Annotated in this window: 18 protein-coding genes; 7 read left to right on the top strand and 11 right to left on the bottom strand. The window is 69.3% G+C overall.

Going from position 1 to position 18100, the window contains the following annotated elements; genetic code table 11:
• Window positions 1–471 (bottom strand): hypothetical protein (locus VNF71_16920; GenBank protein HVA76238.1); only part of this gene is annotated, 471 nt, incomplete at its 3' end.
• 156 nt (window positions 472–627) lie between these two features.
• Here VNF71_16920 and VNF71_16915 point away from each other — a divergent pair.
• The 4 genes from VNF71_16915 to VNF71_16900 all read left to right on the top strand — a co-directional run bounded on the left by VNF71_16915 (window position 628) and on the right by VNF71_16900 (window position 4345).
• The gene (locus VNF71_16915; protein HVA76237.1) at window positions 628–1833 is read left to right on the top strand and encodes an ACP S-malonyltransferase; all 1206 of its coding nucleotides are present in this window, start codon (window positions 628–630) and stop codon (window positions 1831–1833) included.
• Window positions 1830–2810, top strand: a complete 981-nt coding sequence (locus tag VNF71_16910; GenBank protein ID HVA76236.1) for a beta-ketoacyl-ACP synthase III — start codon at window positions 1830–1832, stop codon at window positions 2808–2810. The genes VNF71_16915 and VNF71_16910 overlap by 4 nt, the downstream gene beginning before the upstream one ends.
• Before the next feature lie 78 nt (window positions 2811–2888).
• Window positions 2889–3128: an acyl carrier protein gene (gene acpP / locus VNF71_16905; GenBank protein HVA76235.1), complete on the top strand. Its 240-nt coding sequence runs from the start codon at window positions 2889–2891 to the stop codon at window positions 3126–3128.
• On the top strand, window positions 3128–4345 hold the full coding sequence (locus VNF71_16900; GenBank protein HVA76234.1) for a beta-ketoacyl-ACP synthase II: 1218 nt from the start codon (window positions 3128–3130) through the stop codon (window positions 4343–4345). Before acpP ends, VNF71_16900 begins: the two co-directional genes overlap by 1 nt.
• Window positions 4346–4357: 12 nt before the next feature.
• On the opposite strand, the gene bcp is transcribed toward VNF71_16900, so the two are convergent.
• The gene (gene bcp / locus VNF71_16895; protein HVA76233.1) at window positions 4358–4813 is read right to left on the bottom strand and encodes a thioredoxin-dependent thiol peroxidase; all 456 of its coding nucleotides are present in this window, start codon (window positions 4811–4813) and stop codon (window positions 4358–4360) included.
• 77 nt (window positions 4814–4890) lie between these two features.
• Here bcp and VNF71_16890 point away from each other — a divergent pair, with 77 nt between their 5' ends.
• Together VNF71_16890 and typA are read left to right on the top strand one after the other, a co-directional pair.
• Window positions 4891–6498, top strand: coding sequence for an AarF/UbiB family protein (locus tag VNF71_16890; GenBank protein ID HVA76232.1), 1608 nt, complete (start codon window positions 4891–4893; stop codon window positions 6496–6498).
• Between the two features lie 77 nt (window positions 6499–6575).
• A complete protein-coding gene (gene typA, locus VNF71_16885) occupies window positions 6576–8438 on the top strand; it encodes a translational GTPase TypA (GenBank protein ID HVA76231.1) in 1863 nt (620 codons plus the stop codon).
• 24 nt (window positions 8439–8462) lie between these two features.
• Here the strand turns inward: typA and VNF71_16880 are convergent, their stop codons facing one another.
• Window positions 8463–9038, bottom strand: coding sequence for a YqgE/AlgH family protein (locus VNF71_16880; protein HVA76230.1), 576 nt, complete (start codon window positions 9036–9038; stop codon window positions 8463–8465).
• An 18-nt stretch (window positions 9039–9056) separates the two neighbouring features.
• Here VNF71_16880 and VNF71_16875 point away from each other — a divergent pair, with 18 nt between their 5' ends.
• Entirely contained in the window at window positions 9057–10106 is a 1050-nt protein-coding gene (locus tag VNF71_16875; protein ID HVA76229.1) for a glucose 1-dehydrogenase, read from the top strand.
• On the opposite strand, the gene VNF71_16870 is transcribed toward VNF71_16875, so the two are convergent.
• The 8 genes from VNF71_16870 to VNF71_16835 all read right to left on the bottom strand — a co-directional run bounded on the left by VNF71_16870 (window position 10072) and on the right by VNF71_16835 (window position 18098).
• A complete protein-coding gene (locus VNF71_16870; GenBank protein HVA76228.1) occupies window positions 10072–11088 on the bottom strand; it encodes a type IV toxin-antitoxin system AbiEi family antitoxin domain-containing protein in 1017 nt (338 codons plus the stop codon). The two genes, VNF71_16875 and VNF71_16870, sit on opposite strands and share 35 nt — an antisense overlap.
• A gap of 220 nt (window positions 11089–11308) precedes the next feature.
• The gene (gene trpA, locus VNF71_16865; GenBank protein ID HVA76227.1) at window positions 11309–12115 is read right to left on the bottom strand and encodes a tryptophan synthase subunit alpha; all 807 of its coding nucleotides are present in this window, start codon (window positions 12113–12115) and stop codon (window positions 11309–11311) included.
• Window positions 12116–12117: 2 nt separating this feature from the next.
• A complete protein-coding gene (gene trpB, locus VNF71_16860) occupies window positions 12118–13293 on the bottom strand; it encodes a tryptophan synthase subunit beta (protein ID HVA76226.1) in 1176 nt (391 codons plus the stop codon).
• Window positions 13290–14006: a phosphoribosylanthranilate isomerase gene (locus VNF71_16855; GenBank protein ID HVA76225.1), complete on the bottom strand. Its 717-nt coding sequence runs from the start codon at window positions 14004–14006 to the stop codon at window positions 13290–13292. Before VNF71_16855 ends, trpB begins: the two co-directional genes overlap by 4 nt.
• Window positions 14006–14815, bottom strand: coding sequence for an indole-3-glycerol phosphate synthase TrpC (gene trpC, locus VNF71_16850; protein ID HVA76224.1), 810 nt, complete (start codon window positions 14813–14815; stop codon window positions 14006–14008). Before trpC ends, VNF71_16855 begins: the two co-directional genes overlap by 1 nt.
• Before the next feature lie 25 nt (window positions 14816–14840).
• Window positions 14841–15743 (bottom strand): carboxypeptidase-like regulatory domain-containing protein, encoded by a 903-nt coding sequence (locus tag VNF71_16845; GenBank protein ID HVA76223.1) that lies wholly within the window; start codon window positions 15741–15743, stop codon window positions 14841–14843.
• Window positions 15740–16570 carry a hypothetical protein gene (locus VNF71_16840; protein ID HVA76222.1) on the bottom strand — a complete coding sequence of 277 codons (831 nt, stop codon included), beginning with the start codon at window positions 16568–16570 and terminating at the stop codon, window positions 15740–15742. Before VNF71_16840 ends, VNF71_16845 begins: the two co-directional genes overlap by 4 nt.
• Window positions 16563–18098 carry a chorismate-binding protein gene (locus VNF71_16835; protein ID HVA76221.1) on the bottom strand — a complete coding sequence of 512 codons (1536 nt, stop codon included), beginning with the start codon at window positions 18096–18098 and terminating at the stop codon, window positions 16563–16565. Before VNF71_16835 ends, VNF71_16840 begins: the two co-directional genes overlap by 8 nt.
• Window positions 18099–18100 lie beyond the last annotated feature (2 nt).

Raw genomic sequence — 18100 nt, 5'->3', positions numbered from 1 at the left:
AGTCGACTCGTCCTCGTAGCGTCCCCCTAGCGCCGTTACCGCGTCGATGAATTGCTGGCGATAGCGGATCCCCGCCTCGATGTCCTCCACCGAGAGCAGGACCTGGTACTCCACAAGCTTCTCATGGTTCACCGTGCCGTCAGGGTGCAGAAGGCGCTGAACATCGTCGACCATTCCGAAGTCGATAGCCCACTGCGTTTCGTGACGTGGGACTGACTCGTCGCCGAAGTCCACGAACAGGATGGAGCCGAACTCCTTCAGGGTGCTCGACGTTCCGAGCGTCACCCGTTCTGCGGGGGATTCCGCCAACTCCTCGTCGCTGTGGTAACTCAGCAGCTTTACCCGGCCTGAGGAAACCGACAGCTCGCCGAGCCCATGATGGTGCAACAGCGGGTGATGGGGATGGCCTCTCATCAGGACGACCCCCGAGGCAGAGAAGTCGCTGCCGGAGTCCGAAGTGGGCGCTTCCATACCATCCATCGTCGCACACCCTCACCGGTGCGCGAGAGCCGCTACTTCGTCGGCACTCCACGGTTATGGAGGAGGTCCGAGCGTCCTTGTTACGTATCGGGGGCCACGGCGGTCAGACTCCCTGATCACCCGTGTCCCCCAGGAGGTCCGACCAGGTTGCCAGCGTTCGTCTTCCCCGGCCAGGGCGCCGAGCAGCCGGGGATGGGTGCCCCTTGGACGTTCCATCCCTCCTGGGAGATCGTCGAGGACGCTTCCGCCGTGTCGGGACAGGACTTCGCCCACCTGCTCCTGGACGCGCCTGCCGAGGAGCTGGCCGAGACCCGCAACGCCCACCTGGCGACGTTCATCTTCAGCCTCGTGGTCCTCGACGCGGTCGAGCGCCTCGGCATCGAGCCGACCGGCGTGGCGGGCCACTCGCTCGGCGAGTTCACCGCCCTCGCCGCCAGCGGGATCCTCGGTTTCGAGGAGTCGATCCGGGTGGTTGCCGAGCGTGGCGCGGCCATGCAGGAGGCCGCCGAAGCGCGGCGCGGTGTGATGGCGGTGGTGAGCGGTTGTGACGCGGACACCGTCGACATCGCGTGCCGGCTTGCTGACGGCGACGTGTGGCTGGCGAACTACAACGGCCCCGACGAGTCCGTCATCGCCGGCGAACCCGACCTGGTAGCGCTCGCGGGGGCGATCGCCGTGGGCATGGGCGCCCGCAAGGTGACGCCAGTGGACGCCGCCGGCGCTTTTCACACCCCTTGCATGGAGATGGCGAGGGGCCATCTTCGCAAGGCGTTGTCCTCGGCGACCTTCCACGACAGCGACATACCTGTCATCGCGAACGTCGACGGGCGCAACCACGAGGCAGGCGCCGAGTGGCCTCGGCTGCTGTCCGCCCAGCTCTGCAACCCGGTCCGCTGGCAGCAAAGCGTTCTCCGGCTCGGGGGGCTCGCGGAGCGCGGAGCCGACACGGAGCGCCTCTTCGTCGAGCTCGGGGCCGGCGATTCGCTGGCCGTGATGATCCGTCGGACGATCCCGAGCGCCACCGTCCTGACTGTGTCGGACCCTGCAGATCTCGACCGGCTCGTCGAGGCCGTCTCGGGCAGCGCCGCCATGCACGCCTTCGCCACCGGCCACCAAGGAGAGCACTTGTACGTATCCGAACGAGTCGTGATCAGCCCCGGCCCCGGGGTATTCGAGCCGGCGAGCGAGACCGACCTCTCCCCCGGCAGCGGCATCCAAGTCGGCACTCTGCTCGGGATGGTGTCGGGAGTCGAGGTTCGCTCGCCGTTCGCCGGGCGCCTGGAGGGGACGCTTGCCCATCCCGGCGAAAGGGTGCAGACCGGCCAGCCCATCGCATGGTTGCACGCGTCATGAGCGGCGCCGCGATCACCGGTTGGGGGACCGCCCTGCCGGATCGAGTCGTCACGAACCAGGACATCATGACCCTGTTCGAGACGAGCGACGAGTGGATCGTCGAACGGAGCGGGATCCACACCAGGCGGGCCGCCACCGGGCCATTCGTCGCCGTGCAGCCACCCCACCATCCCGAAGACGGGCTGGGCACCACCGCGTCCCTCGCAGTCGCTGCCGGTCGCGAGGCGATGAAGTCCGCAGGTGTCACAGGCGCCGAGATCGGGCTGCTCATCCTCTGCACGACGACGCCGGACCAGCTGATCCCCGCGAGCTCCTCCGCCGCATCGGCCGCGCTAGGCATCGCCGGTGGCGCCATGGACGTCAACGCGGCGTGCGCCGGGTTCACCTACGGGTTGGTAACCGCGGCCGGCATGGTGGCGATCGGCATGGAGCGCGTCCTGCTCATCGGCGCCGAAACCCTCACCCGTGCGACCAACTGGGAGGACCGCACCAACGCATTCCTCTTCGGCGACGGGGCGGGCGCCGTGGTGCTCGAAGCCACCGCCGGCGACAGCTCGCTGCTCGGATGGGATCTCGGTGTCGACGGGAATCTGGTCCGGCTCCTCTACGCGGACCACGGGTCGGGAATGGTGATGCACGGCCAGGAGGTGTTCCGCAAGGCGGTCCGTGCGACCGTCGACTCGGCGACGGCGTCGATGGAGCGCGCGAAGGTCACCGCCGGCGACATCGCCCTATTCGTCCCGCACCAGGCGAACATCCGGATCATGGACGCCGCGGCGTCGAGGCTCGGGATCCCACCCGATCGGGTCGCGTCGGTCATCGACAAGACCGGTAACACGAGCTCGGCGTCGATACCCCTGGCTCTCATAGACGCCGTCGAGTCGGGAAGACTCAACGACGGCGACCTCGTCCTGCTGGCCGGGTTCGGCGCAGGCATGACCTGGGCATCCGCCGTCTGGCGGTGGGGAAAGCCCTAGTCGCCCGCTACATTCGCCCTCGACCCTCGCAGCATCACCCATCTCTCAAACCCTGTAAGCCCATCACCGGAGGTAACCGTGGACAACGCCGAAGCGTTCGACAAGTTCAAGCAGTGCGCCGTTGAAGTTCTCCAGGTCCCCGAAGACAAGGTCAAGCCAGAGGCGAGCTTCGCGGACGACCTCGACGCCGACAGCCTCGACCTGGTGGAGCTGGTGATGGCGCTCGAGGAGCAGTTCGGGATCACCGTCGAGGAGTCAGAGCTCGAAGGCGTCCAGACCGTTGGGCAGGCCTTCGACCTCGTCAGCGCCAAGCTCTGATGCTGGCCGTCCACCCTTCTCCTGACGGCAGTGGGGCGGTCCAGGGCCGCAGGATCGCCGTAACAGGCCTCGGCGTCGTGTCGTCGTGCGGTGTCGGGCGCGACGCGTACTGGCAGGGGCTCCTCGGGCCGGCGCCCGACGGCCCCCGCAGGATCGTCGACTTCGACGCGACGTCGGTCTACGGCCCCAAGGACATACGCAGGGTGGACCGCTTCACGCAGTTCGCGGCCGTCGCCGCGGAGGAAGCCATATCCGACGCCGGCGGAGTCTCGGCGATCGGGGCGGATCCCGACAGGATCGGGGTGATCGTCGGCACCGGGGTGGGCGGCATCGAGACCCTCGAGGAGCAGATCATTGTCCGGCTCGAACGCGGGCCACGGCGCGTGAGCCCCTTCCTGGTGCCGATGATGATGGGAAACCGCGGGGCTGCCGACATCTCGATGCGCTACGGCTTTCGCGGCCCGTGCGAGGCGACCGTCACCGCCTGCGCAGCGGGCACCCACTCAGTCAGCAACGGCGCTCGCCTCGTGGCCACCGGCCGCTGCGACGTCGTGATCGCCGGTTCCGCCGAGGCCGCGATGACAGAGACGAGCATTGCCGGCTTCTCGAACATGACGGCCCTGTCGACGAGCGGGGTATCCATGCCCTTCGACGCGAAGCGCGACGGGTTCGTCATGGGTGAGGGCGGCGCGATCCTCGTCCTGGAGGACTACGACCGCGCGGTCGAGCGTGGGGCCAAGATCTACGCGGAGATCCTCGGCGCGGCCAGCTCGGCCGACGCGCACCACATCACCGCCCCCGCGCCGGGAGGAACCGGTGCGGTCGCTTGCATGGAGCTCGCGCTGCTCGACGCCGGCGTGGGTGCGGCCGAGGTGACGCACGTGAACGCGCACGGCACCTCGACCCCTGCCAACGACCTCGCAGAATCTCAGGCGATCGTCAAGGTGTTCGGTTCCCCCGGGCCGGCGGTCACCTCGATCAAGGGGATCACGGGACATTCGCTGGGGGCGGCCGGGTCGTTGGAGGCGGTGGCGCTGGCATTGACGATCGAGCGGGGCTTCATCCCCCCGACTGCCGGGCTGACCGAGCAGGACCCGGAGATCCCGATCGACATCGTGACCGGCGAGGGCCGCGTGTGGGCGCCGGCGCCGGCACTCTCCAACTCCTTCGGGTTCGGAGGCCACAACGGGACCCTCGTCATGGGTCCCGCCAGCTGACGCCCAGGGCTGCTACCCCGCGAGCGCGGCGAGCAGGTTCTTCGGGGTGTCCGCCGGAGAGATCTTGTACCAGACCTCCTCGAGCTTCCCTTTCTCGTCGATCAGGAAAGCCGAGCGCAGGATTCCCATGTACTTCTTGCCGTACATCGACTTCTCGGTCCACACTCCGTAGGCCTCCGCGACCGAGTGGTCCTCGTCGGCGAGAAGCGGGAAGCCGAGACCGTACTTGTCGTCGAACTTCTGCTGCTTTGCGGGTGGGTCGGGGCTGATGCCGACGACCGCCGCACCGCCGATGTCACCGAGGATGTCGCGCAGACCGCACGCCTGGGCGGTGCAGCCCGGCGTGTCGGCCTTGGGGTAGAAGTAGACCAACACCTTGCGGCCCTTGAAGTCCGAGAGCATCACCTTCGTCCCGGACTGGTCGAGCAGGTTGAAAGACGGAGCCTTCTCGCCGGCGTTGAGAGACATGGCCGAATGCTAGCTGTGACGGCGAGGCGGCCAGTCGAATGTCGCGTCCCGGGACGCCACCACTAGCGTCGGGAGAGATGACGCCGGCTCCCCCCGCCGACCTCAGCGTAGGAGGCTTCAGCTCCACGCCTCCGTGGCTGATCGACCTCGACAACCTCGCATGGCGGTCGGGGTGCGACGCGCTCCGTGAGCGGACGGCGGCCCAGGTGCCGCAGCTTCTGCGCCGGCGCATGCTCCCACCCGGCGCAAGGGTCGTGAAGGTCGGGGCGAAGCTGGGCGCGGCGCTGGGGGGCTGGTACTTCCTCGACCGGCGCAAGGCTCGAAAGCTGGGCCGGCCGGAGCTGTCGAGGGCGGGCCTGTCCCTGCGGTTGCGCACAGCCTTCCAGGCGCTCGGGCCGACCTACATCAAGCTCGGCCAGATTCTCTCGTCGGGCGAGGGCCTCTTCCCCGCCGAGTTGGTGAACGAGTTCCGCCTGCTGCGTGACAAGGTTCCAGCCGAGACGTTCGAAGTCGTGCGAGAGGTCGTGGAGCACGATCTGCGCTCGCCGCTCGAAGACGTGTTCGAGTGGTTCGACCGCAAACCCATCGCCGCCGCCTCCATAGCGCAGGTTCACGCCGCCAAGCTCCGCACCGGCGAGGAAGTCGTCGTGAAGGTGCAGCGGCCGACCGTCAACGAGACCGTCCGGACCGACCTCGCCGCGATGAGCTGGATAGCGCCGTTCCTCATCGGGCGGATCCCCGTCACGGCGTTGGCGAACCCGCCGGCGCTGGTGGAGCTGTTCGCGGAGACGATCGTCGAGGAGCTCGATTTCCGCCTCGAGGCGGACAACATGCTCGACGTCGCCCACGTCCTCGCGTCCACCGATCAGAGGTCGGTCGTGGTCCCACGGCCTCACCCGACGCTCGTAACGCCGAGGGTGCTGGTGATGGAGCGCCTCGACGGGTTCTCCTTCGACGACGTCGAGGGGATGAAGGCCGCCGGGATCGACACCGAGGCGGTGGTCCGGGCGCTGATGATCCAGTTCCTCGAGGGCGCCACTCTGTTCGGCGTCTTCCACGGCGACCTCCACGGAGGGAACCTGTTCGTCCGCAAGGACGGGACGATCGCGTTGCTGGACTACGGCATAACCGGGCGCCTCGACGAACAGCGCCGGCTGGCGTTCCTCCGGATGTTGATGGGCGGCACTATCAACGACACCAAGATGCAGCTCGCCGCCCTGCGCGACCTCGGCGCCCTCCCGCCGGACACCGACCTCGACTCGGTGATCATCGACCTTGGGCTCGATCAGCCGGTAAAAGACCCGACCCAGATGACTCCAGACGAGCTGCTCGCCGAGATCCGGGAGATGATCAAGAAGCTGCTCGGCTACGGGGCCCGCTTCCCGAAGGTCCTCATGCTCTACGTGAAGGACCTCCTGTTCATCGACGGCGCGCTGGCAACACTGGCGCCCGACGTGGACCTCTTCTCCGAAGTCACCCAGATCGCCATGTACTTCACCGAGCGTTATGGCGAGCGCATCGCGGCGGAAGTCGGCGTCGACCCGCGCCAGCAGGCCATCGACCTCGACGGAATGCGGGCGCAACTCGGTGTCAGCTCCGAGGTCGAGCGTATGACGTACCGCGACCTGCAAGCCCGGCGGGAGTTGATTAGGAAGCGCATGGAGGAGCACCGAAGGGGTCGTTGAGCCGGTCCTCGGGTACCCTGGAAAGCCGGTCTCGAGCAGCGCACCGGCCGCTCTTTTCTCCCCCCTAGGAAGTCCTCATGCAACGCGCCGATCTCCGCAACGTCGCCATCGTGGCGCACGTTGACCATGGCAAGACGACGCTCGTCGACGCCATGCTCCGCCAGTCCGGGGCGTTCCGGGCCAACCAGGAGGTCGCCGATCGGGTCATGGACTCGATGGACCTCGAGCGGGAGAAGGGCATCACCATCCTCGCCAAGAACACCGCCGTGCAGTACGGCGACCTCACGATCAACATCGTCGACACCCCCGGGCACGCCGACTTCGGCGGCGAGGTCGAGCGCGGGCTGACGATGGTCGACGGGGTGCTGCTCCTCGTCGACGCGAGCGAGGGCCCGCTGCCGCAGACCAGGTTCGTCCTCCGCAAGACCCTCGAAGCGCGCCTGCCCGTCATCTGCGTCATCAACAAGATCGACCGCCCAGACGCGCGCCCAACCGAAGTGATCGACGCGGTCTACGAGCTGTTCATCGACCTCGGTGCCGACGAGCATCAGATCGAGTTCCCGATCGTCTACTGCAACGCGCGCGCCGGCAAGGCTGCGCTCGATCCCGCCGGCGTCGAGGACACGCCGGATCTGAAGGTCTTGCTCGACCTGCTGGTCGAGACCATCCCGGCGCCCACCTACGAGGAGGGCCACCCGTTCCAGGCTCTCGTCACCAACCTCGACGCCTCCCCCTATGTCGGGCGGCTCGCGCTGTGCCGCATCTGGAACGGCTGGGTGAAGAAGGGCCAGTCGGTCGCGTGGTGCCGCCACGACGGTTCCATCGAACGGGTGCGCCTGTCCGAGCTGTACGTGACAGAGGCTCTCGACCGGGTGGACGCGCCACCCGAAGGCGCCGGCCCCGGCGACATCATCGCCGTCGCTGGCATCCCCGAGATCATGATCGGCGACACGCTCGCCGACGCGGACGACCCGAGGCAGCTGCCTGTCATAACGATCGACGATCCGAGCATCTCGATGACGATCGGTGTCAACACCTCGCCGCTGGCTGGGCGCGCCGTCGGCGGCGCTCATCCGGGCACGAAGCTCACCGCGCGGTTGATCAAGAACCGCCTCGACGCGGAGCTGGTCGGCAACGTGAGCATCAGGGTCCTTCCCACCGAGCGGCCCGACACGTGGGAGGTTCAAGGCCGCGGCGAACTGGCCCTGGCGGTGCTGGTCGAGCTGATGCGCCGCGAGGGTTTCGAGCTGACGGTCGGCAAGCCGCAGGTGCTCACCAAGGAGATCGACGGCAAGCTGCACGAGCCGATGGAGCGCGTTTCGGTGGACGTGCCCGAGGACTTCATGGGTGTGGTGACGCAGCTGCTGTCATTGCGCAAGGGCCGGATGGAGTCGATGGCCAACCACGGCACCACGGGTTGGTGCCGCATGGACTGGCTGGTTCCGTCCCGTGGGCTGATCGGCTTCCGGACCGAGTTCCTCACCGAGACCCGCGGGACCGGGCAGCTTCACCACGTGTTCGACGGGTACGAGCCGTGGCACGGGGAACTGCGCACCCGGCCGAACGGGTCGATGGTCGCGGACCGGCTCGGCCAGACCACCGCCTACGCGCTGACCAACCTGCAGGAGCGCGGGGCGTTGTTCGTCGGACCGGGCATCGACGTCTACGAAGGGATGATCGTCGGCGAGAACGCGCGGTCGGAGGACATGGACGTCAACCCGACGAAGGAGAAGAAGCTCACCAACATGCGCGCCGCCGCGGCCGACGAGACGGTGAGGCTGGTGCCGGCGTTGAGCCTGTCGTTGGAGCAGGCACTGGAGTTCATCCGCGAGGACGAGTGCGTCGAAGTGACCCCGTCGGCGGTCCGGTTGCGCAAAGTGGTTCTCGACCAGTCCGAGAGAGGCAGGCGGCGCGCGGCGATCCGGGGTCCGCGTAGCTAGAGCTGACTGCGGGCCTCTTCAGCCTTAGTTGAGCGCGGGGTCGTCGGGATAGGAGGCGACCAGAGCAAGCGATCCGGGCTGGCGGCGGAGCACCGACTTCCAGAGCTGTTCGGGATCGTCGCAGAACGCGTCTTCGGGCTCCGCGTCGACGACCCACCAGGCCCCCGCAGCGATCTCTGCCTCGAGTTGCCCCGACGCCCAGCCCGCGTAACCCGCGAACAGGCGAACCTCGCTCAGCGAGCTCTGCAACACATCGGGATCCATGTCGAGGTCGAGTGTTCCGATGTCGGAGGTGACAGGCTTCCACTCGCCGGGGGGTGCAGCGCCGGCGGGATGACCGTGCGAGCGCGCGAGGCATATGACGGCGTCGTGCTGCACGGGTCCGCCGACGAAGATGACCGCCGGCGACGCGGCCATGTGCACCCACCGGGGAAGAGGCGCGGCGACGGTCGTCTCGCTCGGCCTGTTGAGGACGACGCCGATAGCACCGTCGTCGTCGTTGTATGCGATGAGGAACACGACGGTACGGTCGAAGTTCTGGTCCGGCAAGAGCGGGTTGGCGACAAGTAGGCGGCCGGCCTGGACGAACTCGAGCTCCACAGTGACTAGCTTGCCACCATGAGAGCAGTCACCGTCCTCCCCCTCAAATCCGGCACCGTCGACCTCACCGAGTTACCGGATCCGCCGGAATCCGACGGGGAAGTGCTGGTCAAGACGCGGGCGGTCGGTGTGTGCGGCACGGACCTCGAGATCATCGCGGGTGAATACGGTTGGGCTCCTCCCGGCGAGGAGCGTCTCGCGATAGGTCACGAGTCGCTGGGCGAGGTCGTGTCGGCACCTTCCGGCGGCGAGTTCGCGGCCGGTGATCTTGTTGTCGCGATCGTGAGGCGGCCCTGCAACCACTGCTCCAACTGCGCCGTCGGCGAGTGGGACATGTGCCGGTCCGGCGACTATGTCGAGTGGGGAATCAAGCAGCACCACGGTTACGCGCGCGAGCACTACAGGATCACACCCGACTTCCTGGTGAAGATCGACCCGTCGCTGGGCAACCTCGGCGTGCTGCTGGAACCGACGACGGTTGTGGCCAAGGCGTGGGACCACATCTCGCGCATCGGTGCGAGAGCGGAGTGGGAGCCGAAGTCGGTGCTCGTAACAGGCGCCGGGCCGATCGGGCTGCTGGCGGCGTTGCTCGGTGTTCAGCGCGGGTTGGAGGTCCACGTGCTCGACCAGGTGACCGAGGGCTTGAAGCCCACGTTGGTCGAGAAGCTCGGCGCGCACTACCACAGCGGTAACGTCGCCGACGTCGGCATCTCGCCCGACGTCGCCATCGAGTGCACTGGCGTGGGGCAGCTCATCTTCGACGTGATGGATGCCGCCGGCAGTAACGGAGTGGTGTGCCTGACCGGCGTCTCGTCCGGCGGGCGCGAACTGTCGGTGGACGTGGGCATGCTCAACCGCCGGATGGTCCTCGAGAACGACGTCGTGTTCGGATCGGTCAACGCCAACCGGCGCCACTACGAGGCGGGGGCTCAGGCCCTCGCGGACGCCGACAAGGATTGGCTGGGGAAGCTGATCACGCGGTCGGTGCCGTTGGAATCGTGGCGCGACGCGTACACACGCCAGCCCAACGACGTCAAGGTCGTGCTGGAGCTCGCCGCCGGCGGCTGAGCGCGGCACGCAACGTCGCGGCCACAGATGCCGGCTTGGTGGTGAGCGCCCGCCAGTCCGTCACGTAGAGATCCCAGCCTTGCAGGTGGAGGGTGTTGCGCCGTTCGTCGTCGCGCGCCTTGTGTTCGGGAGTGAAGTGCCAGACGTAGCCGTCGACTTCCCAGGCGATGTTGGTGACGGAGGGGGTGGCGGCGGGCGTGGCGACTGTGGCCGGTGCGGCGGCTGTGGCCGGTGCGGCGGCGCTTGTCGGCGTGTCCGTGTCCCCCAGCACGAAGTCGATGCGGAACTCGCCGTCCGGGCCGGTCTTGAGCTCACGGGATACAAGTGGCAGGCGGTACCGGCGGAGGAACTCGATGGCCCGGCTTTCCAGCACACTCGGAGTGGGTCCCCCGAGGTAGCCACGCTCGATGAGGCGCCCTCGAAGCCGGCCGACCCCGTTGCGACCCTGGCGGGACCGGCGACCTATCTCTGCCCGCAAGCCGGCGATGGTGATCAGACGACTGGCGAGACCTCGATCCAGAGCCTTGTCTAGAACCTGGAGGTCGCGAACGGTGGCGGCCAGGTCCACGAAGGTTCGCAGCGGGTCGGTACACGGGATGCCCTTCCACACCTTCACCCGCGCTGGATCGAGATCGCTGCTGCGATGAACGTCGAACCCGTAGCTGCGCGGCCGGGCAGGGCTCGGAACTCCAACCGACGCCCGTTGCCCGGCCTCGCCCCAGTCGAGCAGACCCCACATGTACGCCGCCGCCTGATGGGAGGCAACCGCGCACGGACCGGCGGCAAGGACCGAGGCCATGATCGCCTGCTCTGGCGTTTGTGGGCTCGCGGAATGCCGGTACACACCAGGGCTGACCTCGATCCACGCGCCCGTTCGCAGCTGGGTCCTGATCTTGGCTTCGGTCATCCCGAGAGCCCGCGCGTCGCGGCGCGAGATGACGCCGTATTGGCGGCGGAGCAAGTCGGTGACCCGGTGGTCCATGACGTTTCATTATATTTCATGCTACGTTCCACGGGACGAGCGATTTTTGCGGGACGGATCCGTCGAGAGATGACAGCTGTGTCCCCCAAAACGTGGTTGTCCCTCAAAAAGCGGGATGGGCGGGATGGAGAGCAAGAGCAGGCGCACCCGGGCCGGAGGCGCCCCGCGCCGGCGCCCGCGTCGGCGCACCCGGGCCCGAGGCGCCCCGCCCGAAGCCGCGTCAGCCGGCGTCGAGAGCGGAGCGGAACTTCGCCACTGCCTCGCCCACCGCCCCAGGCCCCTTGCCGTCCAGCAGCATCCGCATGAGGGCCGACGCCACGACCACCCCGTCGGCGCCGGCGGCGGCGGCCGCCGCCTGCTCGGGGGTGGAGATTCCGAAGCCCATCACGACCGGCTTGTCGGTGAGCGCCTTCAGCCGGCGGGCGAGGACGGAGGCGGAACCGGCCAGCGTGTCGCGCTCCCCTGTCACGCCCATGAGGTTCACCCCGTAGACGAACCCGTGCGACCGGGCGCAGATCGCCGCGAGGCGGTCGTCGGGGGTGACCGGCGCGGCGAGCAGGGCAGTCTCCACGCCGGCGGCCAATGCCTCCTGCTCCCACTCCGAGGACTCCTCCAAGGGCACGTCGGGCAGGATCGCACCGCGCACGCCGGCGCCGGCGAGCATCCGGGCGAAGCGCCGGTGGCCGGCCCGGTAGACGATGTTGTAGTAGGTCATGGCGACCAGCGGCACGCCGGCGTCGACGGCCGCTATCTGGTCGAGGATCGAGGCCGGGGTGGCGCCGCCGGCGAGGGCCCGCACCGATGCTTCCTGGATGGTGGGACCGTCCATCACGGGGTCGGAGAAGGGGATGCCGATCTCCACGAGGTCGGCGCCGGCGGCCACCATCGCCTCGAGCGACAGGGTCCACTCGCGGTCGAACCCGCCGGTGACGTAGGTGATCAGGAGCTTGCGGCCGGCCGCCACCGCGGCGCGCAGGGTGGACTCGACGGGCACGCCGGCCGGCGGGTCCGCCGGCGGGTCCGGCATGTTCAACGCAGGACCTTCATCACTTGCTCGGCGTCCTTGTCGCCGCGTCCGGACAGGGTGACCAGGACCGTCGAGCCGGCGGGGACGTCGCCCGAGCGGGCGGCGCGGGCCAGCCAGGCGAGCGCGTGGGCGGGCTCGAGGGCCGGGATGATCCCCTCGGTCCTCGACAGGAGCTGGAGGGCATCGAGGACCTCATGGTCAGCCGCTGACTCGTAGGTCGCCCGGCCGGTCGCCGCCAGGTAGGCGTGCTCGGGGCCGATGCCCGGGTAGTCCAGGCCGGCGGAGATCGATTCGGCCTCGAGGATCTGGCCCCACTCGTCCTGCAGGATGTAGGAGTGCATCCCGTGGAGGATGCCGGGGACGCCGTGCCCGATCGCGGAGCCGCCGGCGGCTTCCACCCCGACCAGGCGGGCGCCGGTCTCGACGAACCCGGCGAACGTCCCCGCCGCGTTCGACCCTCCGCCCACGCAAGCGACGACCAGGTCGGGGTCGGCGCCGCCGAGCAGCTCCCGGCACTGCGAGCGCGCCTCGTCGCCCACGACCCGCTGGAACTCGCGGACCATCCAGGGATAGGGATGCGGGCCCATCACCGATCCGAGGCAGTAGTGGGTCGTCTCGACGGTGGCGACCCAGTCGCGCAGGGCCTCGTTGACCGCGTCCTTGAGGGTCCGGCTGCCGGAGCGCACGGGGCGCACCTCGGCGCCGAGCAACTCCATGCGAAAGACGTTGAGCGCCTGGCGTTCGGTGTCGACCTCTCCCATGTAGACGACGCATTCCAGGCCGAACAGGGCCGCCGCCGTCGCCGACGCCACGCCGTGCTGGCCGGCGCCGGTCTCTGCGACCATCCGCGCCTTGCCCATTTCGAGGGTGAGGAGTCCCTGGCCGAGCACGTTGTTGATCTTGTGCGAGCCGGTGTGGGTCAGGTCCTCCCGCTTGAGCAGAACCCGCACGCCGAGGTCCTCGGAGAGCCGGCGGCATTCGGTCACCGGTGTCGGCCGGCCGGCGTAGTCGCGCAGAAGCGCCTCGTAGCGCCGGCGGAAACTCTCGCTGGCCCAAGCCGTGCGAAACGCCGCCTCCAACTCCTGGCACGCCGGCACCAACGACTCCGGCACGTACCGGCCCCCGAAATCCCCGAAGCGTCCACCCCGTCCCGGCTCGCCCATCCGGACAGCGCTCAAGCGTCCTCCTGCCAGTCGTAGGGGGCGCTGTCGGGCGCGTCCTCGCCCGGGGAGCCGGCGCCGCCGGCGCCTGCGCGGGCGGGCATCGGCCCGTGCTCGCGTTCGATCTCCTCCGCCGCCGCCCGAGCCGCGGCTATGAATTCGCGCAGCTTGATCGGGTCTTTCTTGCCCGGCTCGCGTTCAACACCCGTGACGACGTCCACGCCCCACGGCTTGGTGCGCGCGATGGCGGCCGACACGTTTCCCGGGTGGAGGCCGCCGGCGATCATGAGCAGCGGGCCGGGAGGTACCTCGGCCGCCAGCGACCAGTCGAACACCTCACCCGAACCGGGGTTGGGCGCGTCGAGCAGCACGACGCCGGCGCCGTAGTTGGCGGCCTTGCGCACCCGGGGATCAGCCGCAGGGAACGCCTGGATCACCATCGGGACGCGGGTGCTCAGCCAGGTGGAGTCCTCTGGTCCCTCGTGGCCGTGCAGCTGGACCGCCTTCAACCCGGCTATCTGCGTGATCGCGAGAACCCGTTGCGGGGACTCGTCGCGGAAGACACCGACGGCGATGATCTCGGGAGGCAGGCGCTTGACGATGTCGGCGACGTGCTGGGGCGCGACCTGCCGGGGCGAAGGCGCGAACACGAAGCCGACGGCGTCGGCGCCCATCGCCACCGCGAGGAGCGCGTCCTCCTCCGATGTGGTCCCGCAGACCTTGACGAACATCAGCGCGACCGGGCGGCGCCGGCGGCGGTGCGGGCCACGCCGGCGAGGTCGGCCACGGCCGCCGCCGGGTCGGCGCTGCGCACGAGCGACTCGCCGACCAGCACCGCGTCGAAGCCGGCGTCGGCGAGGCGCGCAACGTCGTCGCGGCCGCGGATGCCCGATTCGGCGACCCTGCATATTTCCCGCGGGAGCGACGCGCCGACACGCGATGCCCGGCCGGTGTCCACCTCGAAGGTGAACAGATCGCGCTGGTTCACGCCCACCAACGTCGCGCCGGCGGAGAGCGCGCGGGACGCCTCGGCCTCGTCGTGCACCTCGACGAGCGCGTCCATACCCAGCGATCGCGCGAGCCCGAGGAACTCGGCCAGCTCAGTGTCGGACAGCGCCGCGACGATCAGCAGGATCGCGTCGGCGCCCATGACACGCGCGTCGAGGACGTCGTGGGCGCTGACGGTGAAATCCTTGCGCAGGACCGGCAAGAGGGTCGCGTCGCGCGCGGAACGCAGGTCGCCCTCCGACCCTTCGAAGAAGTCCGTGTCGGTCAAAACGGACAGCGCCGTGGCGCCACCTCGCTCGTACGCCCGCGCGATCGCCGCGGGATCGAGTCCGGGGTTGAGCGGTCCCTTGCTCGGGCTGGCGCGCTTCACCTCCGCGATGACGGCCAAGCGATCTCCAGCTCGAAGCGCCGACTCGAAACCACGTGCTGCACCTGCCGAGCGTGCCGCCGCCTCGAGCCCCACGGCGTCGCGCGTGTCGTCGGCCGCGGTGGCGCGGTGCGAGGCGATGATTCGGTCCAGGTAGGTGGCCACGGCTGTTCGAGCCTACCCGGCCACCTCAACAGCCCCCGTTGGGTTGCGTGGTCGTAGTGGTGACGCCGGGGGATCCGCCCGTGCCGCCGCTGCCGCTGCCGGTGGGGGTGCACTGCGTCGTCGTCGTCGGCTCCACACAGCTGGGGACGGACACCGGCTGCGGCGCGCCCGAGCCGATCTCCACGCTCAGCGGGTTGTCGCCGGCGCTCGAGCAGCTCAGCTGGAACAGCGCCTGTCCGTTCGATCCGGTTGTCTGAGGGTTGCCGCTGTAGACCGTCCATCCCGCGCTGGCGAGGGTCACCTGCAGGCCGGCCACGGGTTGGTTACGGACGATGCCGTTTCGGTCAACGGTCGGGTTGGTGACCTCGACGACGAGGTTGACGGGCTGGCCTACGACAGCGACGCCCGGGTTGACCGACGTCGCCACGTCGGGTCCGGTGTAGGAGTCGAGGTGCAGCTGAACCTGGTGCGTCTCGGCGTCGCCGAGGAAGAAGATCTGCGGTTCGGTCAACGCGAGCGTCGGCGACTGCCAGGCTCGCACCCGGTAGCGCCCGCCGAGGATCGACCCGATGACGAAGCTGCCGTCGGCGGCGGAGGTGACGGTGGTAGTGGCCACCTGGTTGCCCACGAGCCGGTCCGCCTCGACCGTTGCGCCGCCGATGGGCCCGTTGGGACCGAACACCGTTCCGAGGATGCTCGCTTTGCCGGGCCCGATCGGCGGGACGGTCGTCGTGGTCGCGCCCGCGACGTGTGCCTGGCCGACCGCGTCGAGGTTGCCCGGAAGCGCCGGTCCTTGATTGCCGGCGCCTGCCTTGGCCGGAGGAGGTTTTCCAAAAGACAGGCTCTCGACGCCGCCGCAGCCTCCGGCGACGAGCACGGACACTGCGGCTAGGGCGAGGACGAGCGGCGCGCTCCGCCGGCGTCTCAACCGACCAGTCCCGCGAAGGTCATGGTCGCCCCTCCGGGGTCGACCGACAGGGGCGCTTCGACATCGACGCCGCGTTTGACGTACCCGAGGGCGACCCAGGTGCCGGCGGGCGTCTCGGCCGCGCTGGTCAGGACGCCCGCGGAGCCTCCGCCGGCGGTGACCAGCGCTGAGCCGGCATGCAACTTCGCATCGGACGACAGCCGGGCCAACCGGCGTGGCACGTTGCCGCCGCGAGAGTCGACCCGGGCGACCAGTTCCTGGCCGGTGTAGCAGCCCTTGGTGAAGCTCACGGTCCTCGGCACCAGCCCGGTCTCGCCCGGGATCGTCCGCTCGTCGAGCTCGGCACCCATCTTCGGCATCCCGAGACGTATGCGCTCCGCCTCGTGGGCATCGCCGTCCATCAGCTGCCATCCCTCGGGCACCGAGAGATCGTCACCGATCAGGTCGACTCCTTCGACGCCCGGCCACGCCGGATCCGCACGGGCGATCGAATCCACGTGGATCACTTCGCCACGCAAACCGAGCACCTTCCAATCGCGGGCTTCGAGCGTCACCTTCGTCCGCAGCTTGAACCGGTTGAGCCGCGCCACCAGCGCCTCGCCCCATCCTCCGTCGGTGTCGAGCAACCAGCGCTCCGGTGACAGGCGGGTGACCCGCGCCAGCGCGTCCACCTTTCCCTGCGGTGAGAGAACCCACGACCACGCGCTCGCACCGTCGGCGACGGCCATCACGTCCTGGCTGAGCTGGCCCTGCAGGTACGGTCCCGACTCCTCGCCCACGACCTCCACCACGTCACGGTCGAGCCAGACGGCGTAACGCTCAGGCACCGGCCATCTCCGCTCTCGCCGCGCTGATGCGGCGCGCACCGGGCACCGCCGCCAGCAGCGCGGCGGCCTTGTTGCGGCACTCGAGGTCCTCGTCGGCCGGGTCGCTGTCCGCGACGATCCCGGCGCCGGCCTGGACGCTGGCGGTGCCGTCGGGGGAGATCAGCATGGTGCGGATGGTGATCGCGGTGTCGAGGTTGCCAGAGAAGTCGAAGTAACCGATCACGCCGGCGTAGGGGCCGCGCTTCACCGGTTCGAGCTCGTCGATGATCTCCATCGCCCGGACCTTCGGAGCCCCGGAGACGGTGCCCGCGGGGAGTGTCGCTCGCAGGACGTCGATGGGCCCCAGACCCTCGCGAAGGCTGCCGGACACCTGCGACGTGAGGTGCATCACGTGGCTGTAGCGCTCGAGCGTCATGAGCTCGTCGACGTGCTCGGAGCCGTACCGGACGACACGGCCGACGTCGTTGCGAGCGAGGTCGACGAGCATCACGTGCTCCGCTCGTTCTTTCGGGTGCTCGGTCAGCTCGGCTGCCATCTTGCGGTCGTGCTCGTCGGTGCGGCCCCGCCGGCGGGTGCCTGCGATCGGGCGGGAGATGACCTTGCCGGACAGGAGCTGCACCATCGGCTCCGGCGACGAGCCGACGACGCACAGCTCCGGGTGACGCAGGAAGTACATGTACGGGCTGGGGTTGACCTGGCGCAACGACCGGTACAGGTCGAATGGGTCGGCGCCGAGGTCGAGCTCGAAGCGCTGCGAGAGGACGACCTGGAAGATGTCGCCGGCGAGTATGTGCTCCTTGGCGACCTCGACGGACTTGGTGAACATCTCCGCCGAGGTGCGCCGGCGGTACTCCGGCAGCTCGTCGTCGCGCTCGGGGGGCACGACGAGGGGCTCGTCGGCAGGACGGGCTCCCTCGGATGCGAACGCGTCGAGGCGGGCCACCGCCTCGTCGTACAGCGCGTCACACGCCGCCCGGTCGTCGCGCGCGGCCTCGGGGATCGGGACGGCGTCAACCAGGGTGACCCGTTGGCGCCAGTAGTCGTACGCGGCGACCTGCCCGACGACCGAGAGGATCGCGTCCGGGAAGCCCGACTCGTCGGGCGGCGGGTCGGGCAGGTGCTCGACCTCGCGCACGACGTCGTAGCCGAGGTAGCCGACGACGCCGCCGTGGAGGGGCGGCAACCCCTCGATCACCGGCGAGCGGCATTCGCGCAGCAGCGCCTCGAGGGCGCGCAGGACGCCCTGGTCGAGCGGGACCGATCGGGGCAGGCTGCCTTCGACGCCGATCCGGCCACCGCGGGCGATCAACGTCGCCAACGGCCGGCGCCCGACGAACGACCACCTCCCCCACCGCCCGGCGTGCTCCACCGACTCGAGCAGGAAGGCCCGGCCGGCCCCCGGGCCGCCGGCCACCCGGGCGAACGCGGCGACGGGTGTGGTCAGGTCCGCCAGCAGCTCGCGCCAGACCGGGACGACCGTGAAGTCGCGAGCCAGCGAGGCGAACTCGTCGCGCGAAAGGCCGTTCACCG

It is taken from the genome of Acidimicrobiales bacterium, assembly GCA_035533095.1.
Classification (GTDB): Bacteria; Actinomycetota; Acidimicrobiia; order Acidimicrobiales; family Palsa-688; genus DATLUM01.
Note: the sequence above shows the minus strand (reverse complement) of the source record. Positions and strands in the feature narration are given on the sequence as shown.